Annotated in this window: 18 protein-coding genes and 2 riboswitches; all 18 genes read right to left on the bottom strand. The window is 46.3% G+C overall.

Annotated features, from left to right (window positions below):
• Positions 1 to 53 precede the first annotated feature (53 nt).
• Positions 54 to 1,058 (bottom strand): AIR synthase family protein, encoded by a 1,005-nt coding sequence (locus ACPW7J_RS01810; RefSeq protein ID WP_425756122.1) that lies wholly within the window; start codon positions 1,056 to 1,058, stop codon positions 54 to 56.
• Positions 1,030 to 3,024: an NAD-dependent DNA ligase LigA gene (ligA, locus tag ACPW7J_RS01805; RefSeq protein ID WP_425756120.1), complete on the bottom strand. Its 1,995-nt coding sequence runs from the start codon at positions 3,022 to 3,024 to the stop codon at positions 1,030 to 1,032. The genes ACPW7J_RS01810 and ligA overlap by 29 nt, the downstream gene beginning before the upstream one ends.
• Before the next feature lie 11 nt (positions 3,025 to 3,035).
• Positions 3,036 to 3,869, bottom strand: a complete 834-nt coding sequence (locus tag ACPW7J_RS01800; RefSeq protein ID WP_161874335.1) for a fibronectin type III domain-containing protein — start codon at positions 3,867 to 3,869, stop codon at positions 3,036 to 3,038.
• A 23-nt stretch (positions 3,870 to 3,892) separates the two neighbouring features.
• Positions 3,893 to 6,100 carry an ATP-dependent helicase gene (locus tag ACPW7J_RS01795; protein ID WP_424960243.1) on the bottom strand — a complete coding sequence of 736 codons (2,208 nt, stop codon included), beginning with the start codon at positions 6,098 to 6,100 and terminating at the stop codon, positions 3,893 to 3,895.
• Positions 6,101 to 6,218: 118 nt separating this feature from the next.
• Complete coding sequence (locus tag ACPW7J_RS01790; RefSeq protein ID WP_425756118.1) at positions 6,219 to 6,995, bottom strand: sugar phosphate isomerase/epimerase family protein; 777 nt, start codon at positions 6,993 to 6,995, stop codon at positions 6,219 to 6,221.
• Between the two features lie 165 nt (positions 6,996 to 7,160).
• A riboswitch (cobalamin riboswitch) is annotated at positions 7,161 to 7,353 on the bottom strand.
• Between the two features lie 60 nt (positions 7,354 to 7,413).
• Positions 7,414 to 8,226 (bottom strand): hypothetical protein, encoded by an 813-nt coding sequence (locus ACPW7J_RS01785; protein ID WP_425756116.1) that lies wholly within the window; start codon positions 8,224 to 8,226, stop codon positions 7,414 to 7,416.
• Positions 8,223 to 8,804 (bottom strand): RNA polymerase sigma factor, encoded by a 582-nt coding sequence (locus ACPW7J_RS01780; RefSeq protein WP_425756114.1) that lies wholly within the window; start codon positions 8,802 to 8,804, stop codon positions 8,223 to 8,225. Before ACPW7J_RS01780 ends, ACPW7J_RS01785 begins: the two co-directional genes overlap by 4 nt.
• A gap of 157 nt (positions 8,805 to 8,961) precedes the next feature.
• Complete coding sequence (locus ACPW7J_RS01775) at positions 8,962 to 9,603, bottom strand: diphthine--ammonia ligase (protein WP_425756112.1); 642 nt, start codon at positions 9,601 to 9,603, stop codon at positions 8,962 to 8,964.
• A gap of 13 nt (positions 9,604 to 9,616) precedes the next feature.
• The gene (locus ACPW7J_RS01770; RefSeq protein WP_425756110.1) at positions 9,617 to 10,906 is read right to left on the bottom strand and encodes a fibronectin type III domain-containing protein; all 1,290 of its coding nucleotides are present in this window, start codon (positions 10,904 to 10,906) and stop codon (positions 9,617 to 9,619) included.
• Between the two features lie 3 nt (positions 10,907 to 10,909).
• Positions 10,910 to 11,995 carry a hypothetical protein gene (locus ACPW7J_RS01765; protein WP_425756108.1) on the bottom strand — a complete coding sequence of 362 codons (1,086 nt, stop codon included), beginning with the start codon at positions 11,993 to 11,995 and terminating at the stop codon, positions 10,910 to 10,912.
• Positions 11,996 to 12,061: 66 nt separating this feature from the next.
• Positions 12,062 to 13,420: a DUF4430 domain-containing protein gene (locus tag ACPW7J_RS01760; protein WP_425756106.1), complete on the bottom strand. Its 1,359-nt coding sequence runs from the start codon at positions 13,418 to 13,420 to the stop codon at positions 12,062 to 12,064.
• 1 nt (position 13,421) lies between these two features.
• A complete protein-coding gene (locus ACPW7J_RS01755; protein ID WP_425756104.1) occupies positions 13,422 to 14,717 on the bottom strand; it encodes a fibronectin type III domain-containing protein in 1,296 nt (431 codons plus the stop codon).
• A 24-nt stretch (positions 14,718 to 14,741) separates the two neighbouring features.
• Complete coding sequence (locus ACPW7J_RS01750; RefSeq protein WP_425756102.1) at positions 14,742 to 15,674, bottom strand: ECF transporter S component; 933 nt, start codon at positions 15,672 to 15,674, stop codon at positions 14,742 to 14,744.
• Positions 15,653 to 17,296, bottom strand: a complete 1,644-nt coding sequence (locus tag ACPW7J_RS01745) for an ABC transporter ATP-binding protein (protein WP_425756101.1) — start codon at positions 17,294 to 17,296, stop codon at positions 15,653 to 15,655. Before ACPW7J_RS01745 ends, ACPW7J_RS01750 begins: the two co-directional genes overlap by 22 nt.
• Complete coding sequence (locus tag ACPW7J_RS01740; RefSeq protein ID WP_425756099.1) at positions 17,269 to 18,177, bottom strand: energy-coupling factor transporter transmembrane component T; 909 nt, start codon at positions 18,175 to 18,177, stop codon at positions 17,269 to 17,271. Before ACPW7J_RS01740 ends, ACPW7J_RS01745 begins: the two co-directional genes overlap by 28 nt.
• Positions 18,167 to 19,204 carry a homing endonuclease associated repeat-containing protein gene (locus ACPW7J_RS01735; protein WP_425756097.1) on the bottom strand — a complete coding sequence of 346 codons (1,038 nt, stop codon included), beginning with the start codon at positions 19,202 to 19,204 and terminating at the stop codon, positions 18,167 to 18,169. The genes ACPW7J_RS01740 and ACPW7J_RS01735 overlap by 11 nt, the downstream gene beginning before the upstream one ends.
• A gap of 96 nt (positions 19,205 to 19,300) precedes the next feature.
• Positions 19,301 to 19,491, bottom strand: a riboswitch (cobalamin riboswitch).
• 222 nt (positions 19,492 to 19,713) lie between these two features.
• Positions 19,714 to 24,564 (bottom strand): bacterial Ig-like domain-containing protein, encoded by a 4,851-nt coding sequence (locus ACPW7J_RS01730; protein ID WP_425756095.1) that lies wholly within the window; start codon positions 24,562 to 24,564, stop codon positions 19,714 to 19,716.
• Between the two features lie 14 nt (positions 24,565 to 24,578).
• Complete coding sequence (locus ACPW7J_RS01725; RefSeq protein WP_425756093.1) at positions 24,579 to 24,809, bottom strand: hypothetical protein; 231 nt, start codon at positions 24,807 to 24,809, stop codon at positions 24,579 to 24,581.
• Positions 24,810 to 24,918: the final 109 nt, after the last annotated feature.

The following is a 24,918-nucleotide window of genomic DNA, read 5'->3' as shown; positions in this document are numbered from 1 at the left end:
TTCTCAATTTAATTTCTAAAATAAAAGATAAGAGGATAGTGTATATTGGTCTTTTACCTCCCAACCACCTTATACAATTCATCGGCAACCGGAGGTGTGATCTCCTTCACGCCGCTGCCATCAGATTTCTCCAACATCAGCCCTTCTTCCGCCGGAAGGATCTGTCCAATACAGCTTACCGGTATTCCCGCCTCGCCGATAGCCGACATCAATTGTTCCTTTTTTTCAGGCGATGCCATAATTAACATACAGCCGCTGGATATCAGGCGCAAATAATCAATGCCATAGTGTTCGGTAATTCTCAAAGTCACCGTTTCAACAGGAATTTGCTTTTCCCATACTCTGCATCCAAGTCCGGAAATGTGACACATTTCCCATACCGCGCCTAAAATGCCTCCCTCTGTAATATCGTGCATACCGCAAGTACCAATCTGTCCTGCAATGACGCCTTCTTTCACTACACTTACATCGTCTAAAAGCAATTTAGCATGAGCAATTTCTTCGGAGGATAATATTTCCTTCAGTTCCTCTGCAAAATCTCCCGCGATGATTCCGGTTCCCTCCAAGCCTGCGCTTTTAGTCATCAATATGTAATCGCCTGCTTTCATATGCCGCGCGCTTTGAGATGTCCCCACAATAGCTCGTCCAAAGGCAGTAGAAACAATCACAGGCTGATTCACTGCCGGCGTTACCTCTGTATGTCCGCCGACAATTTCAACGCCGGCCTTTTCTGCCGCCGCGCCAGCCTGCTCCATAATCATCTCCACATCAGAAAGCGCAGTACCTACCGGCAGCATTACCGCCAGTGTAATTCCCAAAGGCTCTACGCCATTGCTGGCAATATCATTGCAGGAAATGTGAATAGCCAGCCGGCCTATATCGCTGGCCGCCGCCGTAATAGGATCTGTGGAAATCACACATTCATATTGCCCGTAATCTATCACCGCACAGTCCTCTCCTACGCCGGCGCGAGTCAAAACCTCCGGACGTTTATAATGAATTTTATCTATTACGATAGCCTGCAGCAGGTCACTGTCCAGCTTGCCCGCCTTCAACATCGGTAATCTCTCCCTTCTCCAACCATTTCCTAATCGTTTCTTCATCAATAATCGGTATGCCAAGTTCTTTCGCTTTTTTGTTTTTTCCTGAAGCGGACGTCAGATCATTGTTGACCAAATATCCCGTCTTAGCGCTGACAGAGCCGCTGACTTTACCTCCTGCTCTTTCGATCTCCGCTTTCAGTGCATCCCGGTTTTCAAAATGCAACAGAGATCCGGTTATAACAAAGGTAATTCCTCCAAAGAAGTCGTCTCGATCCTCCTCTGTTTCATCAAGACGAACCATCATGCGTACATCATCCGCCACCTGACGCTTCTGCGGATCAGAAAAAAACTGAACAAAAGCCTCAGCTAATACCTCGCCGATACCATCAATTTCTATCAATTCTTCCTTCGTCAGTCCTGTTATCTTCTCCCAATTCCTTCCGGCAGCCCTGGAGATCAGCTTAGCGTTAGCGCTGCCGATTCCCGGAATGCCTAAACTGTACAGCAAACGTTCCGGTGTGGTATCCTTCGCCTTTTCTATGGATCGCTTCAGGTTATCAAAAGATTTCTCCCCAAATCCCTCCATCTGGGTAATTTCTTCTCTATATTTCTCCACAGCAAAAATATCTGCCAATTCTCTGATCAAGCCTTTGGCGATAAGCTTCTCAATCGTAGCCTCCGACAATCCGTCTATATTCATAGCATCCCGAGAGACGAACAGGTTAAAGCTCTTGATCTGCTTTGCCAGACATGCCGGATTGACACAGACCAGGGTTTCCACGCCATTATCGCTTTGAATCTCTGTATCATGGCCGCAAACAGGACAGTTTTCCGGCACCCTTATATTATCGCTGCACGTAAGATTCTCCGCGATTTGCGGAATAATCATATTAGCCTTATAAACTGTAATCTTATCTCCCAAGCCCAGCTTCAATTCCCGCATAACACTGATATTGTGAACCGAAGCGCGGCTGACTGTAGTCCCTTCTAATTCTACCGGCCGGAAAATGGCCACCGGATTGATCAATCCGGTTCTCGAGGCGCTCCATTCGATTTCCTCCAGAACAGTTTCCGCAACCTGATCCTTCCACTTAAACGCAATAGAATCTCTCGGAAATTTGGATGTCGCACCCAGACTCCGGCTGTAGGCAATATCATCAAGGGTTAGCACCAGGCCATCCGACGGAACATCGCTACCCTCTACCGCCTCCTCAAATAAATCCACTGCCTCCACTACATTTTCGGCAGTTACGATTCTATATTCCACTATATCAAAGCCCTGCTCTCGAAGCCACTCCATCTGACAAATGCGACTGTCAGAAAAGTCCACATCCCTGGCTTCCACCAGACTAAAGGCAAAAAAGTTAACGTTCCGCTCTGCGGTAATGCGGCTGTTCAATTGACGTACAGAGCCGCTGCACAAATTCCGCGGATTTTTATATTTCGCCTCAGCATCAGGAATCGTTGCATTGATCCTTTCAAAATCGCTGTATTTTATAACGGCTTCTCCTCGCAGAACCAACTGCTGCTTATAAGGTATTTCTACGGGAAGATTGGCAAAGGTACGGGCGTTGGCGGTAATCACCTCTCCTACATCACCATTTCCGCGGGTCAAAGCTTTTGTCAGTCTGCCATCCTCATAGGTCAAAACGATTGTCAGGCCGTCTAATTTCCAGGAAAGCAAGCCTTTCTGTTCTCCCAGCCAGGCTGCTAAAGCGTCTCGCTCCTTCGTCTTATCCAAAGACAGCATCCTGCTTGGATGCGCCTCCTTCGGCAAAGAAGACAGAATCTCATAGCCCACGTTCTGCGTTGGACTATTGGCCAATACAATTCCAGTTTCCGCTTCAAGCGCAGCCAACTCATCGTAAAGCCGGTCATACTCAAAGTTGCTCATAACCTCCTGCGCGTCCTGATAATAGGCTCTGGCCGCCCGATTTAAAATCTCGATTTTTTCTTTTATCAGATTTTTTTTATTTTCCATTTTATCCTCTTTTATTCGGACACTTTCTCATAGGATGTTCCTTCTTCTGCAGACCAGCCTCCAGCATAGAACACATCTTTGTACACAATATAAAATCCTAATATATCTGTATCTATGCCATAGCTCAAATCAGCGGTGCTGGACTGAAGATATTTTCCTGTTATCGTTACACTCTGCCCCGGTTCTATGGATACAAAGAGTATTTCTCCATCTAAATCATATACCTGCAGCGCTTCTCCTGTCTCACTGTCCACTAAAGATACAATCTCAAAGGCCGCAATATTATTTAAAGCGGCGTCTTCCGGATGCACAACAGCGCCCGGAATCGTAAGGAAGCAAATAGGTTCAGCCATCAATTCCGTAGGCATCGCCGCTATGAAGTAAAGTTCCTCGCTTTTTTGCGGGTTCTCCAGTGTAAATGACAGCGTATCCCCTGTCAGCGTTTCTGGCATAGTAACCAAAGCCTTAGGTTTCATCCAAGTCATTTGAACCCTTTTGGCAGCGCTGAATTTCCCATATTTTTTGCTGCTGCCTACATTCTTATACGCGCGCACTTTATAATAGTAGCTTTTGCCAACTGAAAGTCCCTTATTCACATAAGTCAGCTTACCGGTAGTTGCAATTCGCTTATATGTACCATTTTTAGAAGCAGCGCGATAGATCTGATAACCATCAGCGCCGGAAACCTTCTTCCAAGTGATTTTCGCCTTAGTGTCGGCAGTTTGCGTCACCGTACGAATCGTAGCTTTTGCCGGGGCTGTAATACCCAGAGAAGCTGCCGGTATACAGGTCAATATCATAATGATCGCTGTAATGAAAGCCGTATGTTTTAATATTTTTTTCATAAGTTGCTCCCTCTTTCTTTCATCTATATTTTCGTTAATGGAGCAATACCCTTTGCCATCTTTTTCTGCCCTGCTCCATCAAAAATCACAGTTATAGTTCTGTTATCCTGATCTATCACCAGGCCTTCGCCAAACTTCGCATGGCGTACACGATCTCCAACGTTTAGTTCGTCTCCCGCCGAAGACGCCGATGCCTTTGTTGCCGCCTTTGCGTAACGCAGCGCGTCATAAGGCTTTGAACTTTCCTTTGACGCGTACCCGTCCCAGGAGCCTGTGGACACGCCTAAACCAGTATCTCTTGGTTTTCTAACGTAAACTGCGTCGCCTTCCATCAGACGCTTATCCAGTTCTCTCAAAAACTGAGATTCCCTCGTATAATCGGTACGTCCATACAGAGTTCTCATAGCCGCGCTGGTAAGGATCAAAGTCTCCTTCGCTCGGGTCATCCCCACATAGCAAAGTCTTCGTTCCTCCTCCATTCCTGTAGGACTGTCAAAGGCCTTATGACCGGGGAACAAGCCATCCTCCATGCCAGGCAGAAATACTACAGGAAACTCCAAACCCTTGGCGCTGTGCATCGTCATCAAAACGACTGCATCCTGATTTTCATCGTGATTATCCACCTCCGCCATCAGCGTGATCTTTTCCATAAATTCTTCAATGGTAGGATTCTCTGTCTGCGCTTCATAATCATAGATAACCGATTTAAATTCCATCAGGTTTTCAATGCGGCCTTCGGCCTCAATCGTATGCGCGGCTTCTAAAGCTTTCATATATCCGGTATGAATCAACAGATTATCGTAAATATCGGAGACTCTCAGATTTTCCCTCTCCTGCCTGCAAAGATTGATACACTCTACCATAGCCTTCACACCGGCATATGCCTTTGACGGCAAAGTACACAAAACTTCTTCATCAGACAACGCCTGCAGTAAACTTTCGCCTCTGATCTGTGCAAATGCCATAATCTTCTCCACAGACTTGTCACCCATTCCCCGCTTAGGCTCGTTGACAACACGTCTAAAGGATAAATCATCATAAGGGTTTACAACCAACCGCATATAGGCCATGATATCTTTTATTTCCTTGCGGTCGTAATAACGCAGGCCTGAAAGTACCCTATACGGAATATCTCTCTGGGTCAGCGCTTCCTCAAAGTGACGCGACTGCGCGTTTGTTCTGTACAAAACAGCAAAATCACTGTATTTTCGATCACGGCCCTTCATCAGATCAATTTCCTGCGCAACAAAACGCGCCTCATCCTTTTCTGTATCAGCCCGATAATATTTTATTTTATCCCCGTCTTCTCTGGTCGTCCAAAGCTTCTTTCCCTTTCGGCCTCTGTTATTCTCAATAACAGAATGAGCGGCTGCCAAAATATTCCCCACAGACCGGTAATTCTGTTCCAACTTGATAACCTTCGCCTCAGGAAAATCCTTTTCAAAATCTAAAATATTGCGGATATCCGCTCCTCTCCACTGATAAATGCACTGATCGTCATCACCGACCACGCACAGGTTATGATGCGCTTCCGCCAGCATTTTGATCAGCTTATACTGAATGTGATTCGTGTCCTGATATTCATCTACCATAATATAGCGGAAGCGCTGCTGGTATTTCAACAAAGTCGCTTCGTCCGCCTCGAACAGCCGCACGGTATTAAGGAGCAAATCATCAAAATCCATAGCGTTATTTTTCTTCAATTGTTCCTCATAAGCCTTAAACACATTGTAAATGGTTTTTGTCTTAAAATTATTTTCTACCATCTCTCGATACTGATCCGCCGTAACCGCCTTTTCTTTATAAGAGCTGATAATACTTAAAAGATACGGCACGCTGAATTCTTTATCATTTATATTCTGCTCCTTAAGAATATTTTTGACGATAGTCTTCTGATCTGTGCTGTCATAGATTACAAAGTTGTGATCAAAACCGATCAGTTCACAGTGGTATCTCAAAATTCGCAAGCACATGGCATGAAAGGTCATAATCCACATGCCGTCGGCACGGCCGCACAATTCCTCTACACGGCTGCGCATTTCACCCGCCGCCTTGTTGGTAAAGGTAACTGCCAAAATATTGTAAGGATCTACTCCCTGTTCTATCATATAAGCTATACGGCTGGTCATCGTACTGGTTTTTCCAGAACCCGCGCCCGCCAGTATCAGCAGCGGTCCTGAAAGCTGCATAGCTGCTTCTCTTTGTTTCTCATTTAACCTGTCTAAATTCACAATGCTCCTCCGTTTTCTTCTCACATATCCGATTTCTATTCTACCACAAACATCCGTATGTTTCCATATGAAATCGCTTCACCTAATGATGAGAAGACGTCGTACAATCTGCCTTATTTCATTCCGAAACAGAACCAATTCTGTCATTGATCCACCGCGCGCTGTCCTCGCTGCGCCGGCTCTCTATTGTCATCGTCACAGCTTTCCCACAGTACATATCCATAGCGTCAAACACGGCTTCCATATCCATTATGCCCTCTGTCAGGGAACCATGCTGGTCGCTTGTTCCATCGTTGTTATGTAAATGAAAATGTCCAATATACGGTCCCAAAATCCGAATCCAATCAAGGATATTATAGTCAGCTGAAGTCATAGCGTTAGCATGACCGATATCTAAGCATATCTGTACCCTATTATCGCCGATTTCCTCGATCAGCCGTTTCATCATCAAAGGTTCATCCTCAAAGACATTCTCAATATATAGATGGAAGCTGTCCGGCTTGTCACTTAAATATTGATTCCAAAAGAAAACAGATTTTTCATGATGCCACTCCTTAAAGTATAGCAACGGCATATATCCTGAGTGAACCACCATTCGGTTAAGACCAAGTGCAAACGCGGCCTGATAAGCCTGCTGCAAGCGTTCCATCCCCAGCTCCACCGCGCGGTGATCTATAGACGCCGGAATAATCTCCGTAAAAGGCCCATGAAAAATCGCATGCGCGGAACTCGTTTCTTCTAATTCCGCACGCGCGGCTTCGAGCGTTATCTCTATTTTATCCGGGTCTAAATTTTCCGAAATACAAAAATCATTGACTTCAATGCCAAAGCCATAACGTCGCGCGGTTTCTGTGGCAAGCTCTGAAAAGGTTGCAATATAAATTCTGTTACGCATGTCAGTCCTCCAAAAAAAGCAGTGAGGCAGGGTGACGAATCCCGCCTCACTTATGAAAAAAGAATGAAAAGCCTGGTTATCCGTCCCCGCAATCTAAAAGGGCTGTGGATAACCCCACAGCCCGTATTTGCTGTTCTTGTTTCTTCCGAATCGGTTCACCGCCGTTTCGAAAAAAGGTCTTATGCAGGTCTCCTGGCTCAGGAATCTCAGTTCTATCTGCCTTCCCAGCATGGCCAGTGGCGTGTAGATAAAACTCCTCCATTACAGTGGCGGGACCGCACAGGATTCTCACCTGCTTCCCTCTTAGCCTCCGTCAGAATCACATCTGTTCAGAGGAACACAAGACTGTATTCATTACATATTTATTATATTGCAGATCAGCCATTAAGTCAAATTGTTTTTTTAAAATTTCCTATAACTATATCACCTCCACCTCCTCTGTCTGACAAATAAATGAAGTGACTACTTTCACCAATTCATCTAACGGCAGCTGATGACTGACAAACTCATAATGAACATCATCTATCATAAAGGTTGCCACATACAAATCATAGGCGCCCGCCGGCGCATGGCTTTTTTCATCGTAAGGACCATACTCCATTCTTCGATATCCGAACACCACTTCTGTATCACCGATTACAGAGGTCTTCAATTGATCCTCCTCTGACGCCCACATATAATCTCTGGAAAAGCCCTTTTTCCATGCAGTCAGGGTAAAGCCCTTCTCTGCGGCAACATCTTCTGTCCACATTGGCATCCCGTCATTGTTGAATCTATGATAAAAGTCCAGATATACCTCGTCTAAGTAGATATTCTCGTTAAGTCGGAATATCGTCTGCTGGTTGTTATATGGAGATTCAGTTAGACTCTCTGGAATATATACCGGCCAGAGATCTCTCCCAAAATAATCTGCAAGCGCCTGCCTATTCCAGGTTTCCTCCACACAATTATTGGGCAGATGAATCTTTCGGTCATTGCTGTCACGGTCGAACTTGTTTAAATCTATCTCCGACAGCAAAATACGCGTCTGAGCTTTCTCCTGAAGCGGCCCATTTCCCTTTCCATACATAAAAATACCAGTTACAGCAATACACACACAGGCTGCCAAAACACCCAGACATCTCAAATTTCTCAGACGGACTCCCTTTGCCGGCACATGACCGCTAAGCGCCTCTGCAATTGTATGCTCATCCATATAGCTCATTCCTGCAAGCAAATCTTTTCCATTCATATTAAAACCCCTTCCTCTTCCAAATAGCTCCGTAACGATTCGCGAATACGATACAGATTTGTTTTTACATAGCTTTCACCGCGGCCTATTTCCCGGGCTATTTCCGCTATAGACTGCCCCAGCCAATACCGCCGCAGAAACATACGCCGTTTATCCTCTGAAAGCCGTCTGACAAAGGTATCAAGCAAGCATCCGATCTCCTGACCCTCCAAATTTTTTTCGATAGCCGCGTCTGGTATACATTCTGTAAGCTCTGCAGTCAACTGAATAACCTGGCCTTTCCTTTTCTGCGCGTTTTGCCAATCTAATCGATCAAAGGCCTTAAACCTGCAAATTTTCATCAGATAAGCGAATAAGCATTGCGGCTTCGTGGGAGGTATGGTTTGCCATGCCTTCAAATAAGTATCATTAACGCATTCCTCCGCGTCCTGCTGGCTGTGCAAAATATTTTTTGCCAGATTCCGTAGCCTGGCTCCATAAACTCGCTCCGTGGCCGCGACAGCCTCCTGGTTCCGCTGCCAATACAAGTCTACAATCTCCTGATCGCACACTTCCATTTTCCGCGTCCTGTCTTTCATGCTATCACCTCCTCACAACAGCCCTTCACTTTCTTAGAAGGAAAAAAAGGCTTCAGGTTACATCTCCTGTAAAACTTTTTCATGCATTTTAAAACAGGGTTATAACCATACTATCACGATTCTAACCCTGTCTTAAATTCTCAATACCTTCTCCAATTCATCGGATTTCGACTATCGCGCGATTTTCAAACGTCTCAATCTCACCGACCTCATAAGATACCGGATGCCGGAAAGCCGGTCCGTCTACTGCAAGCGTGTGATATTCGCCGTTTTCCCCGCATACATCGATACCGCTGGCCTCCATAATCCCCATTACAGCTTCATCTAAAATCCGGCCTAACAAAACCTTCGGAATCAGCTCGGCATTTATAGACTTTATTACACACTGGTAACCCTTTGCGATCAGTTCTCTTACAATCACTTCCCGTTTTCTCTGCCAAAGGGGAAAAGCCGCCTCGATACCCACAGCCCTGCAACGATCCTCGGACCATTGTCTGTTACCATCAATATCTATGTCTCCAAAGCCTGCCATCTCAGCGCCCATGGCTTTAGCCTTTTCCAGACCTTCCTCAAAGGCTCTCTGATAGGCCTCTCCTTTGCTGGGGCATAAGATCAACGGCAAATCCAAGGCCTCAGATATTTTATCGAGGAGCTGTCTGTCTGCGCCATGAAACCATGATCTGTCCAAATCCTCATTAACCATAATCAATAACGCGACCGGCTCATGCCCTTCTTCAATTAAAGTCTGCAGCGCCAGCGTACTATCCTTTCCGCAGCTGTATGACATGACAAATTTCATAGCTTTCAATCCTTTATTTCACTTTCACTTTTTTCGCGCTGCAATATGCTCCGTAAAGCCTGCCGCTTTCGCCGTCAGCCTTATAGGCGCGAATTTTTACGTAGTAAGTTTTTCCCTTTTTCAGACCTTTGATAGTCTTCTGCACGCTGGAAGCGGAAGCGGTCACCGTCCTGCTACCTGTAAACTTGCTGTTCGCCGCATAAACAAGCTCATAACCACGGACGCCGGAAACCTTTTTCCACTTAACAGTCATCTGCTTGGTTTTCAGAGACTTCAGCGAGGAAATCGATGTCGCTATCGGTCTTGCAACGGTCTTGCCGTCCCGCATATCGTAGAAAGTGTTCTTTCCTTCAAGAAATCTGCTGTAGGCTGTCAATCCGTAATAGCCTTGTGCTGTCGCGAGACCATTGACAACCGGTTCATATCCGACAGCAGCCTTATTCACATGACGGAATCCGCCGCCTGTCGCGTAATAGGTCAGCAACGCGTCCAGGACAGATTTTCCATTTTTGATGAATCGCTTGTCCTTTTGCGGATCGACGCCCAGAGAAGTCAACGCCATGATCACCTGAACACAGCTTTCTGCGTTGGCAGTCTTTAGGGTCTCAAAGCCTCCGTCTGCAAGCTGTTTCTCAGAAAGTACCGCAAGAGCGCGGTCTATTGCCGCCCCAACGTCAGCTCTTGCCCGGTATGGCGCTAAGGCCGTCAGCGTCATAGCTGTAATATCCACATCAGCCACATCCCCGGTCAGCGCGAATCCTCCGTTCTTCTTTTCCTGAGACAAAATATTCTCAATCAAAAGTTCTCTGGTCGTAATCTGCGCGATACCACTCACATTAGGAATATCATACCTCCCACAGTCCAGCGCCAGCAGCGCCCAAACAGGTCCGTTGACCCCCTGTTTTTTCACCATAGTAAAATCTGCCAGCTTTTCAAATAGATTATAGCCTCCGATATTCTGTGGATCTTTTCCCATCCCCGTCAACGTCAGAATCACCTTAGAATACTCACTGTACTTGCGAGCGTCCAAAACGCCGTCCTTTTCTGCCAGCACCTTTTCGAGATTTCTGCAGTATTTTTCATAGGTGGCGTCAGTGACAGCCGCACCGTTTCTGGCAAGTCCAAGAAGCGCCCATTCATCGCCATAGGTTGGATTCCCCAGTTTTTTCGTCATATAGCTTTCCGTCTTACTCATGGCAGTCTTCCAGCTGACGTTTCCCGCCGCCCACACAGAGGCGGAAGACGAAAGCGCCAGTGTCAGCACCATAACCAAAGACAGCAGCCCTGTTATTAGTTTCTTCATTTTTTATTTCACTGTGACGCGAACCGCAGCTGACCACTGTGTATAAACAGTTTTACCGTCTACGATTCTGTATCCTCTTACTTTATAATAATGATTTCCTTTTTTCAGCGCTTTCTTATCGATGCTGTATTTGGCGGTTTTGGCTGTATCCACCTTTTTAAATCCGCTGTTCTTCTTGGTGGATTTGTAAATCTGATAGCCGTCCACTTTGTAGCCTGCGCTCTTTTTCCATTTCAGCGCGGTCTTTCCTTTAGAGGCAGTTATTTTCGCGTCGGTGATTTTAGTCGCCTTCACGCCTGCAGCAACCTTGCTCTGGACGGTAACTTTGCAGACAGGCGCAATAGTCGGCGCGTCTACATCGACAGTCGGCGTTCCCTCTGCACTCCAGTCAGTAGCAGTAGTCGGTACTGTACCTTTTGCGGAAATCACATAAGTCTTTCCAACCTCAAACTGTGCAGGATCCATTTTGATAACAGCATTTCCTGCTTCGTCAGTTATAACACCTTCCAGCGGCGCAAAGCCTTTGTCAGTTACAACGCCCAGCTGTGCTTTCGCAATAGCCTCCGCCTCTCCTTTTAACATACCGGAAAAGCCTTTCAGTGTCAGAGACAGTTCTTCACCTGTGGTAACAGTCACTTTCATTTTGCTGAAATAGCTATAGAAGTCAGAATACAGTTTGTCATCGGCGTTGATGGAAGCAACAATTCTGTCGCCATCCTTTACTTTTGCCGCATCTACTGCTTCTACAAGGCCTACATTGTTCACGAAAAACAAATTATTGGTAGTTTCGACACCCCAAAGTTTAGATACAAAAGCGCCCCACTCGCCATCCGTCATCGCATAGCCGTCTTTGCAATATGCTTTGTGAAATGCTTTCATCACATCATCCACTGTGGCGCCAGCAGCAACCTTCACTGCCACATCTGCCATCACTTTGCCGTCTTCTGCTACTGCAACATCACCGCGATTGCTGATGGTCACATAAACCGTAGCAGTTTTTTCTGCTCCAAAGGACAGAGCTGTCATAGATGCTGCGCAGGACACAACCAGTGCCAGAATCAGCATCAAAGATACTAATTTTCTTTTCATATTTTTCCTCCTACTTTTGTATAAAGCATATATCAAGAAAGCCAATTAGCTCTCTGATAATCAGATTTAATTCGGCATGCGGTCTCCAATATCCTGCCCCAGCTCGCAGGTATACGCCCATACGATAGAATCTCCATCCTTCAGAACGTAGGAAGAACATCCGTAATTCGGAAACCAGCCGTTTACCTTGTATTCCCATCCGCTCTGACTGCCGCCGTCAAATTCGTAAAGGTAGTTAATCCCTTCTACATAATAGGAACCAAATGCCGGCGTATAAGAAGATTCCAGATGAATTTTCTTATCCCTGCAGACTTTGTTGAGCACATCAAAGACGGTGCTGCCCTCTTTGACGGTTACCTTCGTTACTGGTAAAATCGTGCCGTCAGAAGGCACATATGCTTCCAAGGCAGGGTTTTCCAGTCTGGATAAATCCTCTGCCAGGGTATCACAGCGTATCTCGATGGAAACGGTGATTTCCTTTTCTTCAGGCTTGTCGGACGGATCATCCTTTCCGGAATTTCCTCCTTGATTAGAGGAGGACGGCTTATCGTTTTTACCGCCGGAATTGCTTCCCTTCTCCTTCTCCGCCTTTTCTTCCAATTCCTCTATATCCAAGGTTTTTTTCTTGCCGTCCTTGTGCATTTTCTTGGTGACGATGACATAGTCGCCGCCCTCGGACACACTGAAGGACGCTGTCTGACTTTCTTTGTCCAGCTTGGCATCAGAAACATACGCCAAAGTACCCTTTTCCAAGTCTACTTTATAGGCGTATGCCTTTTTCTCTTTTTCCAGATACATCGGCGCAGTCACCTTGATTTTGCCGCCAAAAGCGCCGTCCTGATACAGGGATACCACCTGCCCCTGCAGAGAAAGCTCTGCCAAAATTTCAGAAATCTCACTATAGTACGGTCCTTCCTCCTGTGCAGTCAAATTCATCGTAACCGGCTTTTTCAGGTCTTTGCCCGCAACAGCATAGGAGAGTTCCTTGTCCTTTTTAAAATCCACCGTATAGATTTCAGACCTCTTTTCCTTTGCCAGCTTTTCTGCGTCCGCTGCAGACACCACAACCTGATTGGAGGCTTTTTTAAAGGCTTTAATATCGTCCTTCATCTGCTCGTAGGCGTCTTTTTCCGCATTGTACTCGCTGGCTTCATCGCCTGCGACAGCCTTGGCTTTTTCAATCTGCTGCGCAAAAGCAAGCAATGTGTAAGGCGCGTACTGACCTTCCTCGTTACCGGTGTTTGCCTTCTGTTCTTCGTAAAGGGCTTCTGCCGTTTTGATTTCATCCTGCAGAGATGCACCGTAATCCGCTTTTTCCACATCCATGTCAAGGATTAGATATACCGCGATTGCAATGACAATCAGAGCAACTACCGCAGTCCGGATTCGCTTCATTTTGACTTTTTTTTCAAACTCTTTATCCATGTTATTTTACTTTCACCTTCTTTGGCGCGCTATAGCTTCCGTAAACCTTGTTGCCTTTGGCGTCGGTTCTATAGGCTCTGACTTTCACATAATATGTTTTTTTCGATTTCAGCTTCGTTACTGTTTTCGACAAGGCAGATTTAGAAGCCAAAACGCTCTTGCTGCCGGTAAATTTGCTGACCGTCGCATAGGTAATCTGATAGCCGTCTGCATGTTTTACCTTTTTCCACTGCACCGTTAAGGCTTTGCTTTTTATGCTTTTCAGTGAAGTGATCGCTGCCTTTGCCGGTTTTGCTAATGGCTTTTCCCCATCTGTCATATCGTAAAGGCTATTCTTTTTGTTGACAAATCTATCATATGCCACCAGCGCGTAAAAGCTCTGTTCTGTCGCCATGCCGTTAATGACCGGCTTGTAGCCTTCCGTTTCTGTATTCACATGTCTGAACCCGCCTTTAACGTCGTAGAAAAGCATCAAACCGTCCACAACGCTCTTTCCGTTCTTTACAAAGCGGATATCCTTTCCCAGGTCGATGCCAAGGGCTGTCAGCGCAACGATGGTCTGACAGATACTTTCCGCGTTTTCTGTTCCCCAGGAATCATAAGTGCCGTTGTCATTTTGCATCTCCGACAGACACAACACTGCTTTGTCGACTGCCTTTTTCACCTCACCGCGGCTTACGTACGGCGCCAGCGCCTGCAGCGCCATAGCCGTGATATCCGAATCTGCCTTTGTACCGGAAAGGGCAAAACCTCCGTTTACCAGCTGCTGCCCCAGAATTTCCCCGATCAGTTTTTCTCTGGTTGACTGTACCGCTACGCCTTTCACCTTTGGAATCTCATAGTTCTTACAGTCCAGCGCGATTAACGCCCAGATTGTACCGTTAATGCCCTGCCACTTTACGTTGTTAAAGTCCGCCAGCTTTTCCAAAAGATTATAGCCGCCTACGTTGGTCGGGTCTTTTCCAATGGCGCTGAGCACCAGAATCGTTCTGGAATACTCGGTATACTTTCTCTTGTGAAGCTCGCCTTTGCATTCCTTTACGGTCTTAACCACATCATCATAATAATCGCTGAAAATTTTGTCGTTCAGATTGACGCCGGAACGCGCCAGCCCCAGAATCATCCAGTCCGATCCATAGCCTGCTCCGTTTTTAGAAAGCTGCTGCGTAATATACACACCGGTCTTTTCCATCGCCTCCGTATAAGGCGTGTCGCTGTCCGCCGCGAAAGCCAGACCCGTCATCTGCGTCAAAAGCAGACAAAAAGCGACAAATAAAGTTAAAAGTTTTCGTTTCATGATTCCCTCCATTTTACGATTCCATTACTTATAAATCCCGTACTTGATTTTAATTCTCTCCAGCTTCTTGATGATGCTGTTGCCAAAGAGAAACACGCACAGCGCCGCCGTGCTGGCATGATAAAAATCATAAGGCACGCCGGAGATATATAAAGCCCGCATTCGTTCAATGGAAATTTCCGCGCCGGGAGCGCCGGCAGCAGTGACCATGGCGCAGATATTCATAATGCCGCCATAGAGCACGAACACTGTGAAAAAAGTAAATATCGACAAGGTAATACCATCCACCGGCAGTCTCTTTCTCTGCAGAAGCACGCCTGCCAAAAGTCCCAGAAATCCAAATACGTACAAACGCCAGCCCAAAAAGGTATCATCATTTCCCGGCCAAATCTGATAGCACACGTAAGCAATCAAAATGCCGAATATCACACACAGCACTGGTCCCATCATCACCTTGAAATGGCGAGATTTAAGTTCATCCAAATCCACCTTGTTAAAGGCCAGACCCGCAAGGAACCCCAGAATGCCCCAGCAGAACATCTGCCATGGCAGCCACGGCCCCTGCCCCATATAAAAGTTGCAGACAAACCTTGCTACCGCGCCGATGAGAAATCCAGCCTCCGGTCCCAGCGAAATGCCCGATACAATAATCATTGCCGTACCAATCTGCAGCGGAAGCGTAATATGACAGAACAGCTGCAGCGCCACGGTCAGCGCTGACATCATGGCAATCAGCACTATTTCTCGCGCTTTCGGCTTTCGCCTCTCAAAGACCATGAAGAATGGCAGCATAGTATACACCAGTAAAATGATGCTGACCACCATATATTTGCTCTTTCCAAACTGCAATCCAACGAAAATCGTCAGCGGCATCGCCAGAAAAATCAGCAGCGCCGACACCATCGTCCGTTTGCGGTGGGCTGCCTCTACCTGGGTTATATTGCAGCTTTTAGCCATGCAGCCACCTCCTCGCAGGTGATACCATCCGGCTTCCACTGGCGAATAATTTTATTTGCCGTCGTCGTGTAAAAGCTGTTGCCGGAAAAGAAGGCCTTCGGCGTTCCGATGGACACAATATCCCCATCAAAGAACATGGCGCATTTATCCGCGTACTCAGCACAGAACTCCACATCGTGAGAAACCATAAAAATCGTGACCCCGCTGTCCACAAGCCTTCTCAAAATGCCCGCCAAAGTTCGCTTAAAGAATGGATCCAGTCCCTTGGTCGGTTCATCCAGCAGCAAAATTTTCGGCTCCAGTAAAAGAATTTTTCCAAGGGCCAATCTCTGCTGCTCTCCCCCGGACAGATCATAAGGGTTTGCTTTTCTCAAATGCTCTATTTCCATCAGCTGCAGCATAGCGTTAACTCGCTCAACTCTAATACTGTCACAAATTCTCGTATAATGGAGGGCTTCCAGAAGCTCCTCCTCCACCGTAATTTCGGTAAAAAGGGCCTGGGGATTTTGCGGCAGCATGGACATCACATCCCGGTCTGTCTTTACACTGCCTCGCTGCCCCTTCAAAATGCCCGCGATTACTTTCAGCGTCGTACTCTTTCCGGTGCCGTTTCCGCCCAGAAGGCAGTACCACTGATTCTCTTCCACGGAAAGATTCAGTCCCCGTAAAACTTCTCCGCTGGTTTTACTGTATTTAAACCAAAGGTCTTTTACGGTAATGACCGGCTTTGCCGGGCTTTCCTCCCCGCAATCTTCTGGCTTTACCGGCTCCGGCTCCTTTCCTTCCAAAAGCTGCGCCGCTTTCAGTCTTCCTTCACGAATGGTCAAGGGACTTTTTTCATCAGGCAGTACGCTTGCGAAAATCCGCATGACCGCAGGCAGACCGTAAAACATCGGGTGTCTGTCTTCCTCTGTATCGCCTGACAAAAATTCACCGATATTTCCCGGCTCGTCAAAGGCGATAATCTTTCCCTGATCCATCACCATCACTTTGTCCGCCATAGGAAAAATTTCCTCCAGCCGGTGCTCCGAGATGAGAATGGTCGTACCCAAATCTCTGTTTATTTTGTAAATCGTAGATAAAAATTCCGACGCCGCAATAGGATCAAGCTGTGAGGTTGGTTCATCCAAGATGAGCAGCTTTGGCTGCATCGCCATAATCGACGCCAGATTGAGAAGCTGCTTTTGCCCGCCGGACAGCTCGCTTACACTTTTGCGAAACCATCCCTGAATGTCGAAATAGCTTGCCATCTCCGCGACCCTGCGCTTGATGGACGCATTGTCCATGCCCAAACTTTCAAGACCAAAGGCAAGCTCGTGCCAAACCTTGTCAGTGACAATCTGATTGTCCGGATTCTGCTGTACAAAGCCAATCTCCGTCACGCTGCGCCGGTCGTCAAGCTCTGCCACAGGTTCTCCGCAGTACAACACGCTTCCTTCCAAAGCGCCATAGGGAATCAAGTTTTTCTTCAGTTGTTTCAAAAGGGTACTTTTTCCGCATCCCGATTTACCGCAAAGGACGATAAACTCGCTGGGCTGTATGGCAAAGCTCACGTCATCAAGGGCGTTCCCCTCCGCCAGCGGATAAGAAAAAGTTACATGTTCAAGTCTAATTGTTTCCATTTATATTCTCCTGCGATGTCGATAATCATTGGGGATGTCGCTAAAATCGTGTAGCAGATTAATGCAAATACCGTCGTCATATCCAGCGCCGGAAACACCAGCTTCGGATAAAAATACATATTTGTGACGCCCTGATATGCGCCGTAAATCACCGGGGCAGCCGATACGCCCATCAGAATCAGCATAGCAATATCCCTTTGCGTCAGCTTAAAAAGGTGAAAGCTGGTTCTCCCCTTTAGTCCATACCCTCTGGCTTCCATAGAGTCAGCGCTTTCAATGGACGCTTCCAGCGACCAGGCAATTAAAATCGAAACTTCCTTTAAAAGCTGTCTGGCGCGTCTAATTAGATTGCCTTCGGCATGGCTGCGTTTCATACACTTCTGTCCCAGGGTAATCTCTGCAAAGCGTGTTTTGAGCAGAGGAATAAATCTGAAAATCATGGACAGAGTCAATCCCAGTACCGGAGCGACTTTGCCAAACAGATAAATCAGCTTATCTGCTGTAATAATCACATTAAAGCAGGAAAACCATACGACTACCGCAATCAGCATCACCGCGGAGGCAATCCCATAGGCGATGGATTCTGCCGTAATCCTGTTGGTATTGATGTAAAACAATACCGTTTCCCCATTGTTATTAAAAAACATATTGATGATTACCATAATCAGAAGCATGGAAAGGGTAATCAGCACGTTGTTTCGCAGGCTCTTTGTTCCTTTCAGAACAAAAGCGTAGCTCCATGACAAGACCATCGTTACTGCCAAAAAGTAGGGTGATATGGAAAACATGGTAATTCCAGCAACCAGCGCAAAATATGTAATATTCACCAAGGGATGGTAGGAACAAAATTCCGCTGTTTCTCCCAAGCCTTTATTGTCCATGGGCATTTGCCTCCTTCAATGTCTTATAGTAATCCTCTGGTTTAATTCCAATCTGATACAACACGTTGGCCCAAGAGCCGCAGAGCTTATGTAAGCTGACGCGAATCTCCTTCGGCACTTCTTCCGAAAGAGGCGGTTTGCCGGTTTTTCGATACAAAGCGTCCAGCGCAGCTAACAGTCCTTTATCTTCAGCGCTTAAATTGAGCACCCTGAAATAGCAGTCGCCACTACCCTCTGTATGTCCATGCCTGTTTTCAGCTTTTCTGTAATCAATATAAATATTCTGAAACGGCGTCTTTGCCGCGGCGGGTAAAAGTCCAATCTGAAACAGCGCGTTCCTCCACGACCCACAGCGCGCAATCAGCGCCCGCTTTAATTCCAGGTCAATTTCTCCATGAGCAGGACTTCTTCCCAGCTCATACGCGCGCGTCTTTACTTCTTCCAGCATCTCTACATATTCCGGCTCCAAATCCTCAATTTTGTATACCGACTTCTCATTGAGCAGCTGCGCACTCACACCAGCGGCTTTCAAAACCTCAGACCAAAGCTTATAGTGTTTTTTCAAATCCTTACAGGCCTGTGGCATATCCTTGGGATGTGGAATCCTTCCCCGCCGGATCGCTTCCTCCCGTACCTGCTCCAAAAGCTTTTTTCTGCGTTCCTCCTCTGCCTGCTGCGCGTTCATGGATATGCCGCCTTTTCCTGCAGACGTAGAGAGTCCTGCCATGCGAAGGGCATAAGGCCACTTTCCAAATCTGCGCTTGATATATTCCCGCATGACCCAGAATACTTCCTTCTGTGCTGGCGTATGGTTCAGCGCTGCTGCAGTATCTCGGAGAAATTGCAGTAATTCTGCGTCACTAAAGCTCTCATAAAGCAATTTTCCTTCTTTACCGGCAATAGCATAATGCTGCCAAACAGGGGAGTTTCGATTTTCCATCTGATATTTTTTGTCCGGCTGTCTGCACAGCACTTCGATCAAATGCCGTTTTAATTTTTCCAACTCTTTCCCACGATCCAACTTCATGATCTCCTATATCATAAATTAAAAGACTGTAGCGCCAATGCGCTACAGTCCGTATTTCTGTACTCTAATTTTATTCCTCGTTTAGCCAATAACCGTCAGCCTTCGACATTCCATGCAGGTCTTCTGGCTCAGAAATCATCACACTGCTATCCTTCCCGACATTTCATTGCAAAACATTAGTGGTTTCTTAACAGCGCTCCTTCAATACAGCGACGGTAACCGCGCAGGATTCAAACCTGCTTCCCTCTTAGCTGATCAAAATCAGAACATAGAACCGATTTTATTCAGTTGTTTCTATAAAATATATTACTTACAGTATATCACGATAAGTAATGTTTGTACAGTGCGAAATTGGTAAAAAGTCCCCCTCCGCTTAGCACTGATTTTGTCACTTTTCCGGTTTATCCAATTTTTTTACTAAAACACGTTTTTAACAAAAATTATAATAAACTGCCCCATCCAAACAGTTTTCAAGGATGGAGCAGCTTATATCTTTTTATCTCAGGTTTCTACTTTTTCGTCCAGGTTCTCTTTGCGTATTTACATTGTTTCAGTGCGGTCTTTGCAACCAGCTTTCCGTCTTTATCATAAATTCTCAGCTGCACCTTATAGTAATACGTTTTTCCTTTAGTTCCAACAGCGCTGATATAGAATGAAGTTTTCTTTGTCTTCACAGACTTATATCCTGTTGCTTTCTTCGTCGAACGATAATATCTGTATTTTACAGTATATCCCATTGCTTTCAGATCCTTGATGACTTCATCTGTGGCCTTATCTGCCTTCACCGTAACTTTCACGTTCTTCTTAGCAGTTCTTGCTGAACGTGCGGTCAGCTTTAATCCCTTCACCATCTTCTTCACTGCTGCGCTGCCCGGATCAAGCGGCGTATTCGGATCGTCGATGTTTGTATCTCCCGGATTTTCTGGATCTACGACCGGCATATCCCACTTGGATGCGTCTTCTTCCTTGGTGTAATCATCTGTGTAATGTAAAATAATTACATTTCCATTTTCCAGATACTGTTCACCCACTCCGAATTCAGGATGCTTACCGTTTAAAGTGTACATCCAGCCGGACTTCTTTCCGTTATCCATTTCAGTCAGGGTTACTTTTCCCTTGGTTACTGCGGAGATATAGTTGCCGCTTGGATTTGTAAAGCTGATATCGGTGCCTTCAATCGCCTTCTCTAAGGCTTCGCGAACCGTCGCGTTATTGCTGACGGTGATTGTCTTTGTATCCAGCCATACTTCTGGCAGATTATTTTGAGCCAGAGTATGCGTTTGTCCGGATTCTCCATGGACAGTATCACCCAGAATTTTTACGCTTACTGTAATATCGCTGCCTGCTGGCTTCATCACAGTTACGTTAATCACTGCACTGATTCCGTCGTATACCAGCTTCACCTCCTGCGCGCCTCTCTTTGAAGCGTCAAAGTTCTGTACTTCTACCTCGCTCGGTTTGAGTGTCTTGGTTTCTCCGGTATGGTAGGTCGCCGTGATCGTCATACCGTCAAAGGAGAATGCTTCACCAACAAGATATTCCGTCTTGTAATCTCCGCTAATCTGCAGATCGATGACAATCGGATCTTTCTGATCATCAGAATAGGTCAATCTGACAGCATCTGCTCCCAGTGGGTCGTCAGTTCTGTTGTGATTATCCTTGGTAAATCCACTGATATTCGGTTTATCAACGGCTGTATTCACATAGGTTGCGCCGCTTTCCGTTTCGTGAGTTTTGCAGCTGGTGTCTACATATTTGACGAATCCAATGCCTTTTTCCGCGCCGCAATCCTTCGCATAGTAATTTCCTGCAACGTTGTCGTATTTGTTTAAGCTTGCCAGATAGCCGATGACGCCGCCAACATACTCGCCGTCTGTCGCCTCAACCTTTCCTGTAAACTGATTGAGTTTGAAGGTTCCGGTGCCCCAGTTCTGGTTGACATAATAGTCTGCGCCCATGATGCCGCCGACACAGTTTTTACCGGTGACGGTACCGGAGGCTTTATTTCCTGTCACGTAAGTTCTGACTCCATTTGGCGCTGTGGTATTTACATACGCCCCGCCTACGATGCCGCCTGCCTGTTCGCCGCTGGCCGTTACTGTCCCATCAAAAGTACAATCCTTGACGACGCACGCACCCAGGGCGTTATCCCTGGATCCAATGATGCCGCCAACGTAGTTTACACCCTTTACGGTTCCATGGTTGACGCAGTTTTCGATAGTTCCCTGCATTCTTCCTGCAAAAGCGCCGATGTTAGACTCTTTTCCGTCATATCCGATGACGACGCCTTCTTCCGCCGTACAATTTTTTATAGTTACGGCAAATCCTGCTGAGCATCCCGCAAAACTATTGGTTGTAATATTAGCGCCAATCAGACCTGCTTTCAACGTCTGCGTTCCATTTATAAGGGTTATATTGTCAATGACAATAGCGCTTCCCGACAGACCAACCCCTTCAAAATTGTTTACAAGACCATATCCTGCAATCTTCTTGCCATAAATTTTTAGATTGGAAACTTCTGCCTCTTTTACATAGCCAAGCAGCGGCAGTCCGCCTTCCGGTACTGTAATCGTATGATCTTTACCGTCAAGTTTACCGCTGAACGGCGCAAGATTGGCGCCTTTTTGGATGTCTGGTTTACCATTCAATGTTACGCCCATCGGTTTCCAGTCGGCTGGAAGGGTAATGTCCTTTTCCAGTGACAGATATTTGCCTGCGAACGCATATCTACTGCTGACCAACTCACGTACAACATTCAGCTGTTCTGCAGTTTCAATCTGATACGGATGTTCTTTCGTGCCGTCACCCTTTACGCCTGCTTCCGCCAGCTTCTGATCTGCAATGCTCTGCAGATCCGCAACTACGACTTTAGCGACGTCAGATACTGCAGATGCTGTATGTCCCTGCAGATGATTAGTTGCAATGCAATAGTAATAAAAGGTTCCTGCTTCTTTCGTCGGCGCATAGTAAACAGAGGATTTCGCACCATCAACCTTTGTTCCGCCTTCGTTGCTGTTTTCGGTATTCACATACCACTGATAGGTTAAGTCGCCTGCATCCTCTCTACTTACACGAATCGACAACGCCGGCTGTCCATCCCCAACGAGAAGATCTTCTTTGCCTGTTGGCTGAGTACTAAACTCCGGTGTAGACGCTGCGTTTGCTTTGATGAATACATAAACGCCCATCACGTCTTTATTATCCTCTGTTTTTTCACCTGTCGCCGCATAAGAACGATAAGTTTTACCCTTAAACTTACACTCTATCTGACACACATAGAAGCTACCAGTATTGTTCGTATATTTTAATCCTGTACCCGGTGTAATTTCTGTGACATCACTTGCCACAGTGCCTCCACTGGTAGAAGTTGCCCTGCTGCTGTTTATCCACCGATAACTGTAGGTTAGCCCTTCTATTGGATTTTCAAGCTCAATAGAAATCGGCTCCGCTTGTGCGCCAGCCTCGTAAATAAAGCCTTTCTTCCATGCATATGCATAGTTATCATCCAGTGTATTTCCGATATTTTTAAAGACCGCTTTCGGCGTCGGATCTACATCAACTACGATCTTTACAATATCTGAAATAGAAGTCTTTTCCTGATTTCCATCATTAGTAAATTTGCAGAAATAGTAGGCTTCTCCAATTTCTTCTGTAGATGGCGTGTATTCTTTCTGATTTGCTCCCTCAATGGCAGTTGCTCCGTCTTCCGCGTTTTTGTTATTCTTATACCACTGATAGGTTACTGTTCCGCTGGCACTTGCTTTGCTCTGCAGCGCTGCAGCTTTCTCCCCCTGAATATAGTCCTCGGATTTCGGCTGTACTAAAACAGTTGGCTTCTCTGTTGCAGGCTCTTTCTCATAGCGAATGCGATAAATTCTCTCTTCATAGCTGCTGGTGGAAACTGCGATTTCCACATCCATACAGTCCTTTTCATCCCAAACAACTTCCAAGTCACCTGCTTCTCCGCTGGTAAATGGAGTTCCATTGACCTTAATGGTATGCGAAGAAGCGTTGCCAGTTGCTTTAATCTTAGTTGTTTTCGCACTTGGATCAATGTACGAATGATAGGATGTCTCATCTGGGGAGAATGCTTTATCAATTACACCTTCCAGCTCAAGTTTTTTCAGTGTTGCGGTAATATTCGCTTTGATTTTGTAATCAGCGACTCTACCGATGGCGCCGCTGTAGTACACATTGAAACAGCCATCCTTCAATTTTGCATAATTGCCGTTTCCCCAGCCGCCCCACTGGTTGCTTACCATCTGCGTCAGCTTCTCACCCAGATACTCATTGTTTGGTTTTTCCGGGTCATCGGAAAAGCTACCGTATATATACACGCCTTGATCGCTGAGATAATCAGGAATATCGATAGAATATCCATCAAACTTTCCATCCTGCAGCGCCGGCATCATCGCAATCGGATTTGTCCGTGCTTTATAGTCTGCAGAGCTTCTATAAATCTCCAGTACTTTTAGCGACGGATTCGGAACAAGCTCAAATGCCAAAAGAGGCATGATAACATCTTTCTCAGCGCTCAGTGCCGTGAGATAACAAAGACCTTCTGTTTGATCTAATTTGAAATTAGCCGATGCATATGTACCTCCGGTAACAGCTCCCTGAATCGGGGTTACTTCACCAGTTTTTGCATCGATGATTCCAATCTGCAGTCCATCCATTTGCTCCGCTTTATCAAGACGCTCAATTTCTTCCTTTGATCCATGCTGATTTAAAAGGAAACCAAAGCAGTACAGACCGTACTCCTGCCCTGTAGCCTTGTTTTGGCGATACATCGGCTTCCAATGAAGCCCGCTATTTCCGCCTGTATAATAGGATCCTGAAAAACCTGTATAAATATCCTTCTTTTCTGCGGAAGCATACCGGAAGAATTCCAGGCGGTCGCCGTCTTTGATTGCTGTACTTCCAGGTGTCGCTGTACTGAGCTGTCCGTTGATAATAACGCCGCTGAGATCGGTTTCCTCACCAAAATAACGGGTTACATTACCCTCCGTATCTACGTCCAGCTTTGTCTTCGCAGTCTCTGCTGTAAAGGCTTCTCCATACTTGGCAATATGCGCCTGTACCAGCGCATCCAATACAGAAGCGCCTTCACTGGCGTTCACCGTATCAGTATAACCATAGGTTTCCGCAAGATCTGCTTTTACCGTGGTATCCACCAGCGGTCCATGCAGAAACTTCTGGTTCGCCTGTGAAGTGATGGTTGCTTTACATGATTTCGCTGCTTCCAGTTCTGCGTTATTTCCCGCGTCTGCAAAAGCCATGGACGGCATCATGCACAGAACCATGACAAAGCTCAGAAAAATCGCAGAGATCTTCTTCACTGTCTGTTTTCGTTCTCTCATAAGTTTTTCCTTTCTTAAACTATTTCGCCTGCAGGAATCGGTTCAAGCTTCGCTAAACTCGCTTTCACCGGGTTAGGGCTTCGCCGTAGCTTCTTGCTATTCAGCCTTCGCTTTCTGCTCGCCTTCACAGAGAAGCCTCGCGTTTGACCTACCTGCGGTTCAAGCTTCGCTAAACTCGCTTTCACCGGGTTAGGGCTTCGCCGTAGCTTCTTGCTATTCAGCCTTCGCTTTCTGCTCGCCTTCACAGAGAAGCCTCGCGTTTGACCTACCTGCGGTTCAAGCTTCGCTAAACTCACTTTCACCGGGTTAGGTCATAAAAAAAACTGCAGGCTTTTTGCCTACAGTCCGCATTTA

The organism is Ihubacter sp. rT4E-8 (assembly GCF_049852125.1).
Lineage (GTDB): Bacteria > Bacillota > Clostridia > Peptostreptococcales > Anaerovoracaceae > Senimuribacter.
This window is presented reverse-complemented; position numbering and strand designations above follow the sequence as displayed.